This window comes from Flavobacterium phragmitis, assembly GCF_900112575.1.
Lineage (GTDB): Bacteria > Bacteroidota > Bacteroidia > Flavobacteriales > Flavobacteriaceae > Flavobacterium > Flavobacterium phragmitis.
The window spans coordinates 94,092-113,978 of sequence record NZ_FOMH01000015.1 but is presented as its reverse complement, the minus strand read 5'-3'; the positions used below and the strand labels follow the sequence as shown (position 1 = coordinate 113,978).

The following is a 19,887-nucleotide window of genomic DNA, read 5'->3' as shown; positions in this document are numbered from 1 at the left end:
TAAGATTATAGTTAAAATCTAAAATAAATTAAACGCCTATGTAACAAAATCCAAAAATGAAAAGGATCGTTATAAAAAAACCGGAAAATGCGCCAACATTTCCCGGTAGAGTAAATGCGATCAGTTAATTAACCAACCAACATTAAAAAAAACATTTTAAAAGTATGAAAAAACTATTGAACAGAATCAGGTTCGACGAGCCTTTTTTGAAATTCGATTTGAAAATGAAATTGACCACATTATTTATTTTAACCACTTTTACGGTTATGCAGGCGGGAGTAAGCTACTCACAAAAGGCAAAAATGTCTTTTAATGCAAATAATATGACCGTTGCAAAAGTTATCGAAAAGCTTGAATATACTACGAATTATAGATTTGTTTACAATGTAAGATCTGTTGATTTAAACAGAACAATTAATGTTAATGAGAATAATGTTTCTATCGAAACAATCTTAAATACCATTTTTGGAAATACAGGTACAGACTATAAAGTTTCCGGAAACCATATCGTTCTTATGGCAAGAAAAGCCCCAGAAACCAAAACAGTTATAGCTGAGAAAGATTTTATTGTAAAAGGCCGCGTGACCGACGAAAAAGGAATGCCTCTAGTTGGTGCAGCGGTTGCAGACAATGGTTCAGGAAGAGGTGTAAATACAGATTTTAATGGTGAATACCAGATTATTGCCGTAAGCAGTGAAACTACTTTAGCCTTTTCTTACCTTGGATATGTTAGACAAGAAATTAAAGTTGAAGGCAGAAGCGTTATCAATGTTGTATTAAAAGAAGATGTACAGGAATTAGAAGGAATTGTTTTAAAGACAGGATATCAGGAAATTAGTGCAGAAAAAGCAACTGGATCTTTTTCTAACTTAAAAGCTAAAGATTTTCAGGAACAGCGTTTAAGCGGTTTAAATAAAATTTTAGAAGGACGTGTTGTTGGATATCAGAATGGAAGAATCCGTGGAACGACTTCTATGACAGGGCTAACAACTCCTTTATATGTTATTGACGGCTTTCCTGTAGAAAATACAAGATTAACCCCCTATAATACAATAGAAGATAATCTTCCGAGTCTTAACTTAGAAGACATTGAAACAATTACAGTTTTAAAAGATGCGGCGGCTTCTTCTATTTATGGTGCTCGTGCTGCTAATGGCGTTATAGTAATTACTACTAAAAAAGCAAAAGCAGGAAAAACCAATATTTCGTTTTCAAGTAACTTAACAGTTACGCCTTATAGAAATTATACAGGAAACCTGACTGATTCCGGAGATATTATTGGTCTGGAAAGAGGATGGGCAGATGGAAATCCTAATTTAAAAACTGCTAATGCTGGCACTTACGCGCAGTCATTATTAAATAATGCTGTATTTACAAGTTTAGGAATGCAGACTATTTTAAATGGTTATGCAGGAAAAACATCTATGGCAGAAATGAACAGTCGTTTAGATCAGCTTGGTTCTCAGGGCTATAAATACTATGATGATATAGCTAAATATGCTAAACGCGATCAGTATTTTTTACAGCATAATCTTAGTTTAGGAAAGGCGACAGAAAACAATACTTTCAATGCTTCTTTAACATACAAAAGCAATCAGCTTGAAGACAGGTATTCTGATAATGAAACAGTTGGTCTTAACTTAAAGAACTCGACTCAGATTAACAGCTGGTTGTCTCTGGATTTAGGATCTTACACCAATTTTGGAAAAGGAGATACGCAGAGTTATTTTGGTTCAGGACCTGGTTTTAAATATCAGCCATACAATCAGTTAGTTAATAACGATGGAACTAATTTTGTTTCTACGGCAGCTTCTCGTTACAATAATTTTACACTTCAGTCAATGCAGACTTATGGTCTTTACAACATGGATATTACTCCAATGGACGAGTTTGGAAGAAATCTGATTGAAAATAAAACTTTCTTAAACAGAACTTTTGCAAAATTCAATGTAAAATTTAGCAAAGCATTTACATACAATGCGATGTTCCAATACGAATTTGGATCAGATCGTGCAAGTCAGTTATATAGTAAAGACTCTTATTATGTAAGAAGCAAGGTAAACGGAATGGTAACAATTGCAAATAATAAGGCCGTTTACAATTTACCTTACGGTGATATTATTAAAGAAACGAATCAATATTCTAATGCATATAATTTCCGTCAGCAATTAAACTTTAATCAAACTTTTGCAGAAAAGCATGATTTCTCTGCGATTGCCGGTATGGAAATTCGTCACTCTAAACAAGAATATAACGATAACACAAGATATGGTTATGACGCACAAACTTTAGGTTTTGCACCAATAAATCAGGCTGATTTATTAAAAGTTTACGGAACTGTTTTTAGTGGTTATATGTCACAAAACGAATTTTCATTAGAAAAAGAATTACAGAACCGTTATGTTTCAGTTTACTCTACAGGAGGTTATACTTATGACAAAAGATATACACTTTCAGGAAGTATTCGTTGGGATCGTTCAAACCTTTGGGGAACAGACAGTAAATACCAAAACAAACCAATCTGGTCAGCTGGTGCTGGTTGGAATATTAACAACGAATCGTTTTTTGATGCTGACTGGGTAGATGGTCTTAAGCTTCGTGCTTCTTACGGTATTGGAGGGAATATTGCCAAAGACTCTGCTCCGTATTTGACAGCATATTACAATTCAAATTCAAATGTTGGAGGAAATCAGGGAACAGTTAATAAAAGACCAAATCCTGAATTGTCATGGGAAAAAACGACTACAACCAATATTGGTTTAGATTTTTCATTATTTAAAAGCAGATTAAGCGGAACCTTGGATTTATACAATAAAAAAGGGCAGGATTTGTTAGCAAGTAGCCAAGGAATTCCAACCGAAGGATGGGGTTATTCTACATATTACATTAACAATGGTGAAATGACAAACAAAGGGATTGAAGTTAGTTTGAGCGGAACTATCGTTAAAACACCTTCATTCTCCTGGGATGCTTCTGTTTTATATGCTTACAACAAAAACAGAGTAGATTATGTAAATGTGAAAGCACCAGTTTATTATTTACAATTGGATCAAGCGAAGTTTTTTCCAAGAGTAGGAACAAATTATAATTCAATTTATGGCTACAAATGGGCTGGATTAAGCAGTACAGGAATCCCTCAGGTATATGATGCTTCAGGAACAGCAGTAAAATATAATCCGGGACAACTTGATGCAATTCAGGATTTTGGTTCCACAGTTCCTACTCATAGTGGTTCTTTCCATACTTCTGCAAATTATAAAAACTTCTCGCTTTCGGCTCTTTTCATTTATGAGTTAGGACATAAAGTAAGAAATACATTCCTGCCAATGCTAAATAATGTTTACAATGGAGCAGCAGGAGGTTATGTAACTGATATTTCAGTAGTAAACAATCATATTGCAGATCGTTGGCAGCAACCGGGTGACGAGGCATTTACAAATGTTCCAAGAGTAGTATATGAATATGATCCGGAATTTAATTCAGATTCCCGTACTATTTATTCATACGCAGATATTAATATTCTGGATGCTTCAAATGTGAGATTAAGCAATGTTTCATTGGCGTATCAAATGCCAAGCGACATTGTTAAAAGAGTGAAGTTAGACGGTGTACGTTTTAATTTAAACGCAGAAAACGTATATACTTTTGCTAAAAGCAGAGATGCTAAGTATATGTTGGGCGGTTTCATATCTCCAAGTTTTGTTTTCGGAGTAAATGTTAATTTCTAATTTATAAAGACTAGACGATGAAAAATATATATAAAAAAGTAGCGTGCTTATTGGCTTTAGGATTGACTTTAGCATCTTGTGACGATTATTTGAATGATGTGCCAAAAGGATCAAAATCGCCAACAACTTTAGCAGATTATGAAGCTTTTTTGCGTGATGAATATACTAACCATAGAGTTGATATTACAGGAGCTTCACAATTATTAAATGATCAATATGTAACAGTTGCCAGTTTAGCAAGCAACAGATTGTATAATGCCCTGTATATGTGGGACGAAAATGCAGATCGCATTGCATTGAAAGTCTCAGATGAGACGACATATTATTCCAGTTATGCCGGAATTTCAACTTTTAATTTAATTATAGAAAATGCATTAAACACAACCAAAGCAACAGAAGCAGAGCAGAGAGTAGTTTGGGCAGAAGCAAAAGTACTGCGTGCCATGAATTACTTTAATCTGGTTAATTTCTATGCAGACACTTATGTAGCTTCTACAGCCTCTACAAAATTATCAGTTCCTTTAATTACGAGTGCCAATATCAATGCACCAAGTAAACAGGTGACTATTCAGGAAATGTATGATTTTATTTTGAATGATGTTAAAGAGGCTTTACCCTATCTGCTAAAAGTTTCGCAAACACCTTTACATCCAAATTTGGGTGCAGGTTACGCATTTTATGCAAGAGTTTATCTGCAAATGAATAACTATGCAGAAGCTTTAAAATATGCAGATTTAGCATTGGCAGAAAACAATAAATTATACGATTGGATTGGGTATTACAATACAAACAAAGCCATTATTGATCTTCCAAATTCCTATACGACTACTGTCTCTCCAATGGGATATAATTATGTAGAAAACTACACGTATCGTCATGGTACTTATAATAGTTTAACAACAGAAAACAGTATTCCGGTAGAGCGAGCACAACGTTTTGAAACAGGTGATGCTAAATTTATTTCGCGTTGGAAAATTTATACTGTAGGGGCAGAAACGTATTACAGAAGAACATTATCAGGAGCTTTTAATTTTGGAGGAATCACGACTGTTGAAGTTTATTTAATCAAAGCAGAGTGTCTGGCACGAGATAATAAAATCAGCGAGGCATTAGGCGTTTTAAATACAGTTCGTAAAACACGTATTCTTCCTGCTTCTTATCAGGATATTGCAACTGCAGATAAAACAACCGCTCTTAATGCTATTTTCAGAACTAAGAATAACGAACTTACGAACACATTGATTCCATTTGCAGACGCACGTCGTTTAAATGCAGAAGGTATTTACAAAGTGAGTTATACCAAAACAGCAAATGGAAATACGTATACATTAAAATCTGATTCTCATTTATGGACAATGCCTTTTCCACAAGGAGCAGTGCAAAATCCAGGAAACGGAACAATAACACAAAACGTAGCTAAATAATAGCTTAAAAGCTTCCTGATTAGGAACTCCGAAAGGGAAGCATTTTTAATATCAATCAAAAATGAACACAATTAAATATAAAATATTAGGATTGTGCATCTGCTTGTTTGCGATTTCAAACAGCAGTATTGCACAAAAGAAAAAAGCAACAGCTCCTGCAGCAACATCTTATACAATTGATGGAAATATTACAGGTCTTGAAGACGGAACAGCTGTAAAATTAATTCCGGGAGCAACACATTCTTCTGAATTACCAGTTGCTGAAACTACACTCAAAGAAGGCAAATTCACTTTTATGGGAAAGTTAAATGAGCCTCGTTTCTTCTATGTTGTTTTTGGAAAAAATAAAGGAAGTTTTCCGCTTATGGCAGAAAATGCTAAAATTAAAGTGACAGCAGCAGGGAATGTTTCAAATGATGAAGGACAATATATTAAATTTAAAGACGTAGTTGTTATAGGTTCAAAAGCACATGATTTTTACAAAAAAGAAACTGCTTTTAAAGAGGAACTAGATAAAGATTATGCCGCATACCATGTTGGAATAGATGAATTGAGTAATAAAGTGGGTAAAGCTAGAAGAGAAGGTAACAAAAAAGTTCTGGATTCTCTTTATAGTACAGAAGAATGGAAAACTTTTGAAGCAAAAGAAAAAGCTTTTTTTTCCAAAGTTGAAAAAACAACTTTAGAAGTTATTGCAAAACATAAGGCGACTTGGTGGGGACCATTTTTCATGTTAACAAATTACAGTTATTTCACACCAGAGCAAAAACCTTTATATGATCAATTTTCTGATGCAGCAAAGAAAAGCTATTATGGACAATTAGTGGATAAGGATTTGAATCCAAAATCATTAATCGGAACCAGTATCGCTAATTTCAATTTGAAAGATAAAGACGGAAAAGCATATAATGCAAAAGACATTGTAGCAGGAAAAAAATACATTTTAGTTGATTTCTGGGCTTCGTGGTGTGGACCATGCCGTAAAGAAATTCCAAACTTAAAAACGGCTTATGCAGAATATGCAGGCAAAGGTTTTGAAATCTTGAGTATTTCAATTGATAAAGACGAAAAAGCTTGGCAAAAAGCATTAGGACAGGAAAACATGCAATGGCATAATCTTTTAGATGATGATAAAGTAAGTAAAACGTTCAATGTAAAAACAATTCCTGCAACTTATTTAGTGGACAGTAAAGGTGTAATTATCGGCGACAATTTAAGAGGTGCAGAATTGGAAGCGAAATTGAAAGAGCTTTTAAAATCGTAGTTCAGTTTTCAGTCGTGGTTTTCAGTCGCAGTCGAAAATTTAAGACTGGAAACCTAAACTGAAAAAAAATAAAAAAGTAATAAACAAAAAATAACAACATGAAAAGTACAATCTTAAAATCAGGTTTAGCTGGATTAGCATTGCTGACCGTGCTGAATTCTTGTTCGAAAAAAGAAGAAGGATTTACAATCAACGGTACAATTGCTGGTTTAGAAAAAGGAACAGTTTATCTGGAAAATACAGATGAAAAAGGAAACAAAAAAATCGCTGATTCCGCAGAAATTCAAAAGGATGGAACTTTTATTCTTACCGGAAAGGTTTCAGAACCTTTACTGCATACCATTAAATTAAAAGGAGAAGATTACGGTGCATTTTTTCTTTTAGACAATGAAAATATTAAAGTTGAAGCTAAAAAAGATTCAATTTATAAAGCAAAAGTAAGTGGAGCAGTTCAGAATGATATTTATCGATCCTATTATGATAACGAGTTTAAAAAAATACATGATCTTGCAGGTCCTGTTTATAAATTATCAGATTCGTTAACGCAGAACGGAAAATTAAAATTGACAGCAGAACAGCAAACTGCAATGGACAAAAAATGGAAAGATCTTCAGACTTTTGCTGATGATTTAACCGATAAATTTATCAGAAAAAATAAAGATAAAATTGCTGGCGCTTTAGTAATTAATGACAGAATTGTGTCATATGGAACGCCAGAACAGGTAAAAATGTATTATGGCATTTTGACGCCAGAAGTTCAAAAATCGTTTTACGGAAAACAATTAAAAGAAGCAATTGATCTGAATGATAAAACAGCAATAGGAGCCACAGCCCCAGAGTTTTCTCAGACAGATGTAAACGGAAAAGTAGTAAAACTTTCAGATTACAAAGGAAAATATGTTTTGGTAGATTTCTGGGCTTCGTGGTGCGGACCATGCCGTAAAGAAAACCCAAACGTAGTTGTGGCCTACAAAACATACCATGACAAAGGATTTGATGTTTTAGGAGTTTCTTTGGATGATAAAAAGAATCTTTGGGAAAAAGCCATCGAAAAAGACGGATTAACCTGGACTCATGTTTCAGACTTAAAAGGATGGCAGAATGAAGCTGCTCTTTTATACGGTGTAAAAATGGTGCCAACCAACTACTTAATTGGCCCTGACGGCAAAATCCTTGCAAAAAACCTTAGAGAAGCTGAACTTCAGTCTAAATTGAAGGAAATTTTCAGTAAATCTTAAATTAGTTCACAGTCTTCAGTATTTAGTGTTCAGTTCATTTCGGTCAAAGTTTTCAATTCTGGAGTGAGACCGAACACTAAATACTGAAAAACGGAACACTCTAATAAATATTCTCAATCACAAAAAAATGAAAAAATACATCTTTCTGGGCTATTGCTCATTAGCTTTCTGTACCCTTATTTCAGCGCAGAACAAATCAGTTAATTTTAAGAAAATCAAAGAATTAGGCGGTATAGAGGAATATTTATACCAGCCAAACGGCATGAGTGTGTTACTTTTACAGGACAATGCCTCGCCGGTTGCAACGGTACAAATTGTATATCGCGTAGGTTCTAAACATGAAGTTTTAGGAAATACAGGATCAACGCATCTTTTAGAGCATTTAATGTTTAAAGGAACGCCGACTTTCAACAAAAAGAATGGAAATACTATTACGGATGTTTTGCAAAATACAGGAGCACAATTAAATGCTACAACCTGGTACGACAGAACGAACTATTTTGAAACACTACCAAGCGATAAAATTGAGCTAGCGCTTCAAATTGAAGCCGATAGAATGCGTAATTCTTTATTAACCAAAGAAGATAAAGAAGCCGAAATGACCGTAGTACGCAACGAATTCGAACGAGGCGAAAACAACCCTAACAGTTTATTGGATAAAGAAATCTGGGCTTCGGCTTATATTGCACATCCATATCATCATTCGACAATTGGATGGAAATCGGATATTGAAAAAGCACCGATTGAGGTTTTAAAGAATTTCTACAATACCTATTATTGGCCGGATAATGCTACTTTAACCATTATCGGTGATTTCAGAAAAGAGAATGTTTTTGAGTTGATTGAAAAGTATTTCGGAAAAATTACAAAAGCCCCTCATGTAATGCCTCAGCCTTACACAGAAGAACCGCAACAATATGGCCCTCGTAAAATTGTGGTTAGAAAACCGGGTGAACTGGGTGTCGTAAATAAAGCGTATAAAATTCCAGGTGCCTTAAATGAAGATCTTCCAGCTATGAATATTCTGGCTCAGATTATTGGAAATGGGCCATCAGCTATTTTGAATAAAACTTTTGTAGATACCCGTTTGGGAATTTATTCTTATGCCAGCGCAACCAATTTCAAAGAAGTAGGATTGTTTACTATTGGAGTAGGATTTCCAACTACTTCCAAACACGAAGATATCGATGCTAAAATCAGTGAAGTGGTGGCAAAAATCCAAAAAGAAGGCGTAACTCAGGATGAGGTAAATCGTGTCGTGGCAAAAATCAGCGCTCAGACTGTTTTAGCCCGCGACGGTTCGGGAGTTATTGCTTCGGCTTTAAATGAAGCCATTGCAGCAGGAGACTGGACAGATTATGTTACAGGAGTTGACCGATTGAAAAAAGTGACTCCGGCAGATGTATTGCGCGTAGCCAATAAATATCTGGTGGAAGACCAGAGCACAACAGGTTATTTTATTCCGAAACAGACTGGTTCACAGAAAAAGGAAACAGTACAGACGGGTAATTTTATGCCAGATAATGGACCGTTTTATTACAGACATTCAGAAGATGGACATGTGCATGAAGAAAGTGAAACAACAGCTGTTTCAATAGAGCAAAAAAATAATGCTGCAATTACTTTTGATGATACAATTGAAAAATCTGCTTCAGCTTACAAAAGAGAAAAGGTTGTAGGAATTGATGTAGTTTCCGTGAAAACCTCAGCTAAAGATTTTGTTACCGTTGCAGCGAGCATTTCATTAGGAAATTATGCCAGTGAAACTAAAAATAATAGTATTCCGGCTTTAACGGCTTCTATGTTATCAAAAGGAACAACGCTAAATGATAAATTCAAATTCTCGGAAAAACTGCAGAAATTAGGAGTGACTTTAAATGTAAATGCTTCAACTTTCAAAATCAATATCGGATTTAAATGTCTGAAGAAAGATCTGGATCAGGTAATTGCTTTACTGGCTGAAGAGTTAAGAAATCCGTTGTTTGACGCCAAAGAATTTGAAAATTTGAAACAGCAGTTTATCGGGAATACGCAGCAGGATTTAAACGATCCAGGGGAAAGAGGAAGCATCGCTTTATCGCAGTCTATTTATCCAAAAAATAATCCAAACTACAGTTTAAGTGTTGAGGAAAATATTGAAAATATTAAGAGAGCAACTCTAGAAGAAATAAAAGCTTTTCATAAAAAATATTTCGGACCGGCTTCAATGCGATTAGTAATTGTAGGTGATACAGAAGGAGCGAACTTAAATAATTCCTTAAAAAAATCATTCAAAAACTGGAATGGCGGTGTTACAGAAAAATTAAAATTTGAAGAGGCTTCAAAATCAAACTCAAAAACAGAAGTGGTAACCATTCCTGAAAAACCAAGTGCAGAATTATTTATCGGGCAGTTTACAGGTTTAAAAAGAGCCGATGCCGATTATATTCCGTTTTTCATTGGAAATTATACTTTGGGAGCCGGATTTGCAGGACGTTTAATGCAGACGGTACGTGACAATGACGGTCTAACTTATAACATTTCATCAGGAATCGGTGGAAATATAGAAACGGGTGGTTATTGGTTTGTAAATGCTTCTTTCAATCCGAATTTATTCCAGAAAGGATTTGATGCGACTATGGTCCAGGTAGATAAATGGGTTAAAGAAGGAATCACAGCGGCAGAACTGGAAAACAAGAAAACCAATTTAATCGGGAGTTTTAAAGTAGGAATGTCAACCACAAACGGTATGGCAAGAACAATTTTAAGTTTCATGGAAAGAGGATTGGAACCAAATTATATCGACCTATATCCAAAAGACATCGAAAAAGCAACGTTGCAGCAGGTTAATGATGCGATTAAAAAGTATGTTAAACTGGATAAAATGATCATCATTAAATCGGGTTCTTTGGATAAAGAAGGGAATCCGTTGAAGTAAGTTTTCAGTCTCGGTTTTCGGTCACAGTTTTAAGTTTCGATCTGAAAACTGTGACTGAGACTGAAAACTAAAAAAAAGTCTTCCATCACTTCATTTTAAAATCTGAATTAGTAAGCCAAATTTTATAGGAAAGACTTTCAAGAGCTGTCGGCAAGCAGCTCTTTTTTTAATCAAACTCAAAAAAACATGAAAAATAGTATCATTATAATACTGTTAATTCTTTCTGTGAGTATGTCTGCCCAAATGTACAATCCCGTAAAATGGTCGACATCTGTAGAGAAAGTATCAGATAAAGAATATATTTTAAAAGCCAAAGCTGTAATCCAATCTGGCTGGCATTTATACGGACAATATATTGAAGAAGGTGGTCCTTCGAGAACTGCTTTTACCTTCAAAAACACCAATAAAAAATTCGAACTTGTTGGGAAAACAACCGAAGAAAAAGGGCATGAAGTTGTCGACAAAATCTTCGATATGAAAATTAAATATTTTGAAGATAAAGCACTTTTTACACAGAAAATAAAACTAACCTCAGAAGGTCTTTCGAGCATTGACGGAGAAGTAGAATTTATGGTCTGCGATGACAGCAACTGTTTACCGCCGACAACAGAAGAATTAATTTTTAAAATTCCCGCAGAAAAGAAAACCGTCGCTGTTGAAGAAACTCCAGCGACGGAAAAAGATTCAGTCATTACTGAGGAAGTAACTTTGGTAAAAGCGGTTGATAAAACTGAAAAAGCAGTAACAGCCGAATCGCCAAAGAAAAATGAACAAAGAGGATTGCTGACTATATTTATTTTAGCTTTTTTATCTGGTTTTGCAGCTTTGCTAACGCCATGTGTTTTCCCAATGATTCCAATGACGGTAAGTTATTTTACCAAACAAAGTAAAACCAAAGCAGCAGGAATTAGAAATGCGATGATTTACGGTTTTTCAATTGTAATCATTTACGTTTTATTAGGTTCTATTGTAACGGCTATTTTTGGTGCTGATTCCTTAAATGCGCTTTCAACAAATGTCTGGTTCAACCTGATTTTCTTTATTTTATTGGTTGTTTTTGCCTGTTCCTTTTTGGGCGCTTTCGAAATTATGCTTCCAAATGCATTAGCCAACAAAGTCGATTCACAGGCCGATAGAGGAGGACTGATCGGGATTTTCTTTATGGCTTTGGCTTTAGCCATTGTATCTTTTTCTTGTACAGGACCCATTGTAGGAACTTTATTGGTTGAAGCGGCTTCAAAAGGCGGAATCGCTCCAATTGTGGGAATGTTAGGATTTTCAATTGCTATTGCATTACCGTTTTCATTATTTGCCGCTTTTCCAGGCTGGCTAAATGCATTGCCAAAATCAGGCGGATGGCTGAATACGGTAAAAGTGGTTTTAGGATTTTTGGAACTGGCTTTAGCTTTCAAATTTTTATCCAATGCCGATTTAGTGCTGCAATTGCATTGGCTGGAAAGAGAAACTTTTTTAGCCATCTGGATTGCTGTTTTTGGAATGCTGGCTTTTTATTTATTTGGGAAAATCACCTTGCCGCATGATTCTCCATTAAATCATATTTCTGTCGGAAGATTAGGTTTCGGACTCATCGTTTTGAGTTTTACGATTTATTTAATTCCAGGACTTTGGGGTGCACCGTTAAAATTAATCAGCGGATTTCCTCCTCCAATGCAGTACAGTGAATCTCCAAACGGATTGGGTGTTTCTGGAAATTCTGAATTAAAAATAACAGGTTCGCTGCCGGAAGGAGCAGAACACGGCCCGCAGAATATTATCACTTTTCATGATTACGATAAAGGAATGGAATATGCCAAAAAACAAGGAAAACCAGTTTTATTGGATTTCACAGGATATGCCTGCGTAAACTGCCGAAAAATGGAAGAATTGGTCTGGTCGGATCCCAAAGTTTTAGGAGTTTTAAATAACGATGTGGTGTTGATTTCACTTTATGTTGACGACAAAAAAGAACTGCCAGAAAACGAGCAATATGTTTCTGAAACTACTGGAAAAAAAATCAAAACTATTGGTAACAAATGGAGCGATTTACAGATTAAAACTTACAAGGCAAACGCACAGCCATTTTATGTAATTGTGGATCACAGCAGTAATTCTTTAACGGAAACTTCAGCTTATAATCCAGATATAACGGAATATTACAACTGGCTGCAAAGTGGGATTAAAAACTTTAAAAAATAAACCATTTTAAGAAATGATAAACGAAATGGACACTATTTTGAAAACAAAACCAAGCGAATTGGAGAATTATTTCTCTGAGTTTAGAGAGAACACAATAGGAATAACTCACAGGTTCGAATCGATTTACGGAGAACAGCATTTACTATACGCTGACTGGATTGCCAGTGGCAGATTGTATTTTCCTATTGAAGACATTATGCTACGAAAAATAGGACCAATGATTGCCAATACACATTCTTTTTCCAGTCAGACCGGAAAAGCTTCTACTTATGCCTATCAATATGCGAGACAGTTAATTAAAAAACATGTTAATGCATCAGAATCAGATTGTTTAGTCACAACCGGAACCGGAATGACAGCAGCTTTAAACAAGCTGCAGCGTATTATGGGACTGCGTTCTGAGGATAATATTTACAATGTAAAACTGAATTTTGATGAGGAAAGACCTGTGGTTTTTATTACCCATATGGAGCATCATTCCAATCAGGTTCCGTGGTATGAAACCATTGCTGATGTTGTGGTTTTGCCTTGCGGCGAAAATAATTTAGTCGACCCGGAAATGCTTTCCGAAGAGCTTAAAAAATATTCTAATAGACGATTAAAAATTGGTTCTTTTACGGCCTGTTCGAATGTAACGGGAATTATTACGCCTTATCATGAATTGGCTAAAATAATGCATCAAAACGGAGGATATTGTTTTGTCGATTTTGCAGCTTCGGCGCCTTATGTACAAATTGATATGCATCCAAAAGATCCAGAAGAGCAATTGGATGCCATTTTCTTTTCGCCTCATAAATTTTTGGGCGGACCCGGAACCTGCGGTATTTTGGTTTTCAACGAAAAACTCTACAAATCCAATTTTCCTGATAATCCAGGCGGTGGAAATGTAAAATGCACCAATCCTTGGGGAGAATATCATTACAGTGATGCCATCGAAGTAAAGGAAGATGGCGGAACTCCCGGATTTTTGCAGGTAATGCGAACGGCTTTATGTCTGGAACTGAAAGACAAAATGAGTGTTCAAAAAATGAAAGACAGAGAAACAGAACTGCTTGATCTTTGTTTTTCTGAATTACAGAAAATAAAAGGTTTAACCATTTTGGGAGATTTAGAAACCGAAAGAATCGGCTGTGTTTCGTTTACTGTTGAAAATATTCATTACAATTTAATAGTAAGGCTTTTAAATGATAGATTCGGAATTCAGGTTCGCGGAGGCTGGTCTTGTGCGAGTACTTATGCTCATTTTCTATTGGATATTGATGAAGAAAAATCAGCTACGATAACCAACGGAATCCTTCAGAAAAACTTAACCGAAAAACCGGGCTGGGTAAGGCTTTCACTTCATCCAACAATGAAAAATGAAGAGCTTTCATTTATTTGTAATGCTGTTAAGGAAATTGTTATAAATATTGAAGAATGGCAGAAAGATTATCAATATAATCCTGTAACCAATGAGTTTGATCATCTTGTGATAAAAGAAACTATTGAGGAAGATGTGAAAGAGTGGTTTTCGTTAGATTAAAAACAAAAAAAATAAACCTCCAAAGTCAGTTGATTTTGGAGGTTGTTTTTTTATTGCAGTTTTAAATCATAACGTTCTTCATTAAATGTTTTTCCCCATTCCTGTACTTCTTCAGATGAGGTAAGCTCAAAACCGGCCAGTTTATACATTTCGAGTGCTTTATTTTGAAGATTGGTTGTAAGCAGGAATACATTTTTAAATTTCTTTTCTCGGCAAAAATCAACAGCATCATTTAAGAGTTTTTTACCAATTCCAAGTCCTCTAAAAGCAGGATCCAGTAAAAACCATCTCAGTTGCGCTTCATTTTCCGGTTGATGCTGAATTGCAATACAGCCTACAATTTTGTTGTTATATTCTGCCATCCAAATACGGTCATTTTCAGAATCATAATTCTCCAGAAAATGATAAAAAGTCTTGATTACATATTTTTCAAAATCAGTAGAAAAATGAGATTCATTTCCGTAAATATAACCGTGAAGATAAATAATGTATCCAATATCACCTGGATTAATGTTATGGCGATACGAAATTTCATGACGTTCTATTTTATTTTCAGTCAAAAGATTTCTAACCTTTTGCATAGAACTGACTAATATTTCTTTTTCGGTGAAATTCAGTTTTTCAATTTTATTCTCAATCTGTTTTTCAGATTTGGTGTTTAAAGCGTTTAATAATTCATTCCCATAATCACTCAATTTGATATTAAAAGTTCTTTTATCTGCTTCAGAAGAAACTCTGATTATGAGATTTTCTTTCAAAAAACGTTTCAGGATTCTGCTTAAATAGCCTTTATCCAGATTTAAGATTTCGGTTAATCTTTGAGCCGTTATACTTTCGCTTTCGCTGATTTCATATAAGATTCGGACTTCAGTCAAAGAATAATTACTATCCAGATAATGCTGGTTTAAAATATCGAGATGTGCGGTATAAAAGCGGTTGAAACTTCTGATTTTTGAAGTTGAGGTATTCATGGGATTTAAATGTATTGTTTAGATACAAATATATAAAATTAGTTGCTTTTGTCAACTATGTTTAATTTGATATTTATTTTTTTCGAACATTATATTTATAAAAAACATTCAACACAAGTTGAATGTTTTTTATAAATATGGAAAAATTAGAAGTCAGTATCTATAACTTCTAGGAAACTATATTCCGCCATCTGTAATAACCCAATTATTTGGTGCGGAGGTTAAAATAGATTTCCCAGCATTACTCGCAGAAGTCCTTTTTGCAGTGCCAAAAGTTATATTTATTGGTGTTTTAACGGGTCTTGTGCTCCAGCCGTTATATATTGCGTCTAGATTTGCACTTGTAAATGTGGCAGGTGTTTTTGCACTCATAAAATTTACAAAGTTTGTGACATTTAATACATTCCATCTGCCTATATCTTGGTTAAATGATGTGGTATTGTTTAGCATGCCTTGCATATTTGTAACATTTGAAACATTCCAGTTTCCTATATCTTGGTTAAAACTAACTGCAGTAGAAAACATAAACGACATGTTTGTTACAGCAGAAGTATTCCAATTATTTAGGGGCTGATTAAATGACGTACTTGTTGCAAACATACTATTCATGACAACAGTACCATTAGTTTTTATTGTCCAGTTATTAATATCCGGACTTCCACCATTATTAAATTTATGAGTTGAAGTTGAAGTAAACATATTAGAAAAATCGGTTACATTAGATACGTTCCAATTTCCAATATTTTGATTAAAAGACATTGCATTGCCGAACATTCCCGACGTGTTTGTAAAGGAAACCGTATTCCAGTTATTTAGTGGCTGATTAAATGCACGAGCTCCACTAAACATTCCTGAAGCATTGGATAACAAACCTACGTCCCAAGAATTAATTAATGGACTGCCTCCATTATTAAAAGCATAACAATTAAGAAACATGTTTGAGGCATTAGTAACATTTGACATATTAAAATTGCTTATATCACCATCGAAGATTGCACAACCAGAAAACATCTGATTTGCATTTTTTAAAGATGCGGTATTCCAAAAGCTTAACGATTGGTTAAATGTATAACAAGTATTTAAAAATTGCTGAAAACTAGTTACTTTAGATACGTCCCAATTTCCTATAGGCTGATTGAAGTTTGCGCATTGGTAAAACATAGCATTCATTGTTACATCTGCTGTAGTATTTATTGCCCAATTATTGATATCGGGACTTCCTCCATTATTGAATGCTGTAGCCATAGAAAACATTAAATTAAATACTGTTACTTTTGAAACATTCCAGCTTCCTAAATTTTGATTGAATTCTTTTGCCGACTCAAACATTCCAGCCATTGAAGTAACATTTGAAACATCCCAATTTCCAATATTTTGATTAAAAGGAGTAGATTTAAACATATTAAACATTGATGTTGCAGAAGCTGTTACCCAGTTGCTAATACTGGAATCTCCTCCATTATTAAATGATGTTGCATTATTGAACATATTGGACATGGTGGTAACACTGGCCGTATTCCAAGATCCGATGTTTTGATTAAATGATTTTGCATTATAAAACATATTGTTCATTGTAATAACATTAGAAGTATTCCAATTGTTTATGTTAGGTATACCTCCGTTGTTAAAAGCTATTGCACTTTGAAACATGTAATCAGTAATAGTAACATTTTCTATATTCCAATCTCCGAGAGCTTGGTCGAATACAGAAGCTGAATCAAACATATAACTCATATTCGTCACTCTCAAAGTATTCCAGTTTCCAATAGGCTGATTGAATTTAGAAGCACTAACAAACATAGAATTAAACGATACATTACTAATGGTATTGATTGTCCAATTATTTATATCTGAGCTTCCACCATTGTTGAATACCTTTGCACCTCGAAACATGCTTGAAAAACTAATTACATTTGAAATATTCCAAGAGCCAATATTTTGATCAAAACTAAGTGCCGCTTGAAACATTTGGCTCATGTCTGTAACTGCAGATGTATTCCATGATCCTATTGGCTGATTAAAAGTAGTTGCGTTAAAAAACATTTGATTCATACTCGAAACTTTAGAAGTGTTCCAAGCTCCGATGGGTTGATTAAATATTAATGCACCAGCAAACATACTATTCATTAAGACAGAGGATGTGGTATTAATTGTCCAGTTATTAATACTGTTACTTCCGCCATTGTTAAATGAATTTGTACCAGAAAACATAAATGAAAAATTGGTCACAGCAGAAACATTCCAAGAACCTAAATTTTGATTAAATGCTGTTGCACCAGAAAACACGCCACTCATAATAGACACAGAAGAAACATTCCATTCGTTAATTCTAGCTATTGTTGTCAATGAAGAACATCCTGCGAATAAACCACTAATTGAAGTTGTGTCAGTCAGATCCAAAATATCTGATACATTCGAAAGATTTAAATTGGAACATCCTTGAAAATGATTAAATGATGATGTTCCTAGTTTAAGTTTTCCCCAAGATTGTATTGATAATATTTTCAATCTGTCTCCTACGTTACCAAACTGCCATCCCTTACAAATTCCGTTTATTTTTATAGTGTAATTTCCTGCTGATGCATAAGTATGCGTGACCTGAGCTTGATTCCATGTTGTAATGTTGTTTGAAGTTCCATCTCCCCAATCAACTAAAAAATTATAGGTTCCAGATGCAACCAAAGGAAGTTTTATTTGGTTGTCAGCACTTGAACCAGAAGAGATGTTTGAAGTTCTCCAAGTCGAAACGAAAGCATTTTTTGCTCTTCCGAAAACTGTATTTTGTAATAGAGCTCCCATATTATACTCCTAATAATAAAACGCTATTTGTATTGCCACGTTTTGTAAACGTGAAAATTTGTTTTTCAGTTGTGGGAGAAGGTGTTCCAAACAGCCAAGTGTGTGGGGCTGTAATTACCCACGTAATGGTAACGCCAGCTAAAGTGATTCCGTTAAAGATAAAGCTTTCTACTAATACAGCGGGAACTGTAATAGTGCAACTTGCAGTGAAAAGAATGGTTTTGCCATGCCAATTGGAAGAAACGGTTTGGTTTGTACTTACTTCAATCTGATTTGAAATATCCTGCTTATTTGATAAATCAATATTTCCATCTCCAATGATGGATTCTCCATTGATTGTTTTGAAATCTAAGGAAGAGGTTAAATCATTAAATTCTAATTCCCCATCTTCATTGGTTATTAGAATTTTATCTGGATCATTGGTTTCTAGATCGGAGACTTTTATTCTGTTGTGGGTTGTGTTCATTTGATTGTTATTTTTTTGTCTTTACCTTGTAAAGAGATTATCGTATTTGTTTGTAATAAATTGAGTTGAATCCTCTAGTTAAAATCAGGAAAAGAAATAGCTTTGTCAAATAAAATAAGAGTTGTAGATAATAACTTTCAAGAACTATCAGTATTATTTGTTGATTAAGGAAGAATTGATATTCAATCAGATTATTGTGAACCGTTTTAAAAAAACAAACTCATAACTATTTAAACTATAATCACTAAATTCGTTGTGTCTGGTATTGTTTTTTGATTAATCTTATTTTGAATTATAATGAATTTCCTGTCCAGCCCCTCGCTTTTAAAATAGCAAGTCCAGTCATATTTGTTGGCGGATTTGGTGTTTTTGAAATTTGCAACCAACCATTTAGCTCACCATCATTTACACAATAATCGATTATTTTATCTTTAATGGCAGGGGTAAAACTGTTTAAACCTATATTGACGGATTTAATTTTAGAAGATCCTTTTCGGTTAATATCAAATATTGGTTTATTGTTCCATGCATTAAAAGTTTCGAATAATGGACAGTTATCTATAGTAATGTTTACAATTTTAATAAGAAGAAAGTCAAAAAACTTCAACATTGGACAGTTCTCAAATATTAGGTTAGGTATAGTATTCTGTACCGCTTTTATAGTAAAACTTGAAAGTTTTAAGCTTGTAATTGGCGACGGAAACACAAAATTATCAAAGGAATTTCCAATAGTTAAATTTGTTAAATTTTTAAAATTGTTCAACAAAAAATAAACATCAGTAACTTTAGTTTCCGGGACGATTAAAGTAATGAACTTGCTAGTAGAAACTGTATCAGTTGGTAACATGGATTCAGTAAAATTCAAATTACCTGTAAAGTCGTAACCAGTAGAAGCTGTTTCAAGGTGAGCACCTCCCCAAATACATGTTGTAATATTGTTGTTTTGTAACTGATTTACGGAAAGCCAAGTGCATCTAAATCTGGAAAAATCTATCATTGTAAGACTTTTGGAAGGCATGTTGATATAAAAGCAGATAAATTCTTTTGTTGAAAGAAAATAACCTATTTCTTCGTCAATTGTATTATAGGATAAATCAAAGTTTTGATTATTGGTCTTTAAACCTTTATAATAAACATAGTTTGATGTAAGTCCTACAAGTTTTACTTGTACAGCGCCAGAATAAGTTGCTGTCAATTGTATATTAAAAACACTTGAATCTGCTTTAGTCTTAAAATAGAGATAATAACTGCTTTTATTACGTCCAAATATTGTTTTTCGTAACCCCATACTTATAGTCCTAAAATCATTATCGAATGCTGGCCTTCATTTTGCATGAAAGTAAATATCTGTTTTTCTCCAAC

Annotated in this window: 11 protein-coding genes; 7 read left to right on the top strand and 4 right to left on the bottom strand. The window is 34.2% G+C overall.

What is annotated here, in order from left to right; all coding sequences use genetic code 11:
• Positions 1 to 164 precede the first annotated feature (164 nt).
• From BM289_RS22735 to BM289_RS22705, 7 genes are all read left to right on the top strand, one after another.
• Complete coding sequence (locus BM289_RS22735) at positions 165 to 3,728, top strand: SusC/RagA family TonB-linked outer membrane protein (RefSeq protein ID WP_091498087.1); 3,564 nt, start codon at positions 165 to 167, stop codon at positions 3,726 to 3,728.
• 17 nt (positions 3,729 to 3,745) lie between these two features.
• Positions 3,746 to 5,152, top strand: coding sequence for a RagB/SusD family nutrient uptake outer membrane protein (locus tag BM289_RS22730; RefSeq protein WP_091498085.1), 1,407 nt, complete (start codon positions 3,746 to 3,748; stop codon positions 5,150 to 5,152).
• Between the two features lie 61 nt (positions 5,153 to 5,213).
• Positions 5,214 to 6,416, top strand: a complete 1,203-nt coding sequence (locus BM289_RS22725) for a TlpA disulfide reductase family protein (RefSeq protein WP_091498083.1) — start codon at positions 5,214 to 5,216, stop codon at positions 6,414 to 6,416.
• 98 nt (positions 6,417 to 6,514) lie between these two features.
• Complete coding sequence (locus BM289_RS22720) at positions 6,515 to 7,654, top strand: TlpA disulfide reductase family protein (RefSeq protein ID WP_091498080.1); 1,140 nt, start codon at positions 6,515 to 6,517, stop codon at positions 7,652 to 7,654.
• A 127-nt stretch (positions 7,655 to 7,781) separates the two neighbouring features.
• A complete protein-coding gene (locus tag BM289_RS22715; protein WP_091498078.1) occupies positions 7,782 to 10,571 on the top strand; it encodes a M16 family metallopeptidase in 2,790 nt (929 codons plus the stop codon).
• Positions 10,572 to 10,757: 186 nt separating this feature from the next.
• A complete protein-coding gene (locus BM289_RS22710; protein WP_091498075.1) occupies positions 10,758 to 12,767 on the top strand; it encodes a protein-disulfide reductase DsbD family protein in 2,010 nt (669 codons plus the stop codon).
• A 13-nt stretch (positions 12,768 to 12,780) separates the two neighbouring features.
• Positions 12,781 to 14,289 (top strand): aminotransferase class V-fold PLP-dependent enzyme, encoded by a 1,509-nt coding sequence (locus tag BM289_RS22705; protein ID WP_091498073.1) that lies wholly within the window; start codon positions 12,781 to 12,783, stop codon positions 14,287 to 14,289.
• Positions 14,290 to 14,339: 50 nt separating this feature from the next.
• Here the strand turns inward: BM289_RS22705 and BM289_RS22700 are convergent, their stop codons facing one another.
• The 4 genes from BM289_RS22700 to BM289_RS22685 all read right to left on the bottom strand — a co-directional run bounded on the left by BM289_RS22700 (position 14,340) and on the right by BM289_RS22685 (position 19,813).
• Positions 14,340 to 15,260 (bottom strand): bifunctional helix-turn-helix transcriptional regulator/GNAT family N-acetyltransferase, encoded by a 921-nt coding sequence (locus tag BM289_RS22700; protein ID WP_091498070.1) that lies wholly within the window; start codon positions 15,258 to 15,260, stop codon positions 14,340 to 14,342.
• Positions 15,261 to 15,437: 177 nt separating this feature from the next.
• Positions 15,438 to 18,059, bottom strand: a complete 2,622-nt coding sequence (locus BM289_RS22695; protein WP_091498067.1) for a BspA family leucine-rich repeat surface protein — start codon at positions 18,057 to 18,059, stop codon at positions 15,438 to 15,440.
• Between the two features lies 1 nt (position 18,060).
• Entirely contained in the window at positions 18,061 to 18,525 is a 465-nt protein-coding gene (locus BM289_RS22690; protein ID WP_091498065.1) for a hypothetical protein, read from the bottom strand.
• Positions 18,526 to 18,817: 292 nt separating this feature from the next.
• Positions 18,818 to 19,813, bottom strand: a complete 996-nt coding sequence (locus tag BM289_RS22685) for a hypothetical protein (protein ID WP_091498062.1) — start codon at positions 19,811 to 19,813, stop codon at positions 18,818 to 18,820.
• Between the last annotated feature and the right edge of the window lie 74 nt (positions 19,814 to 19,887).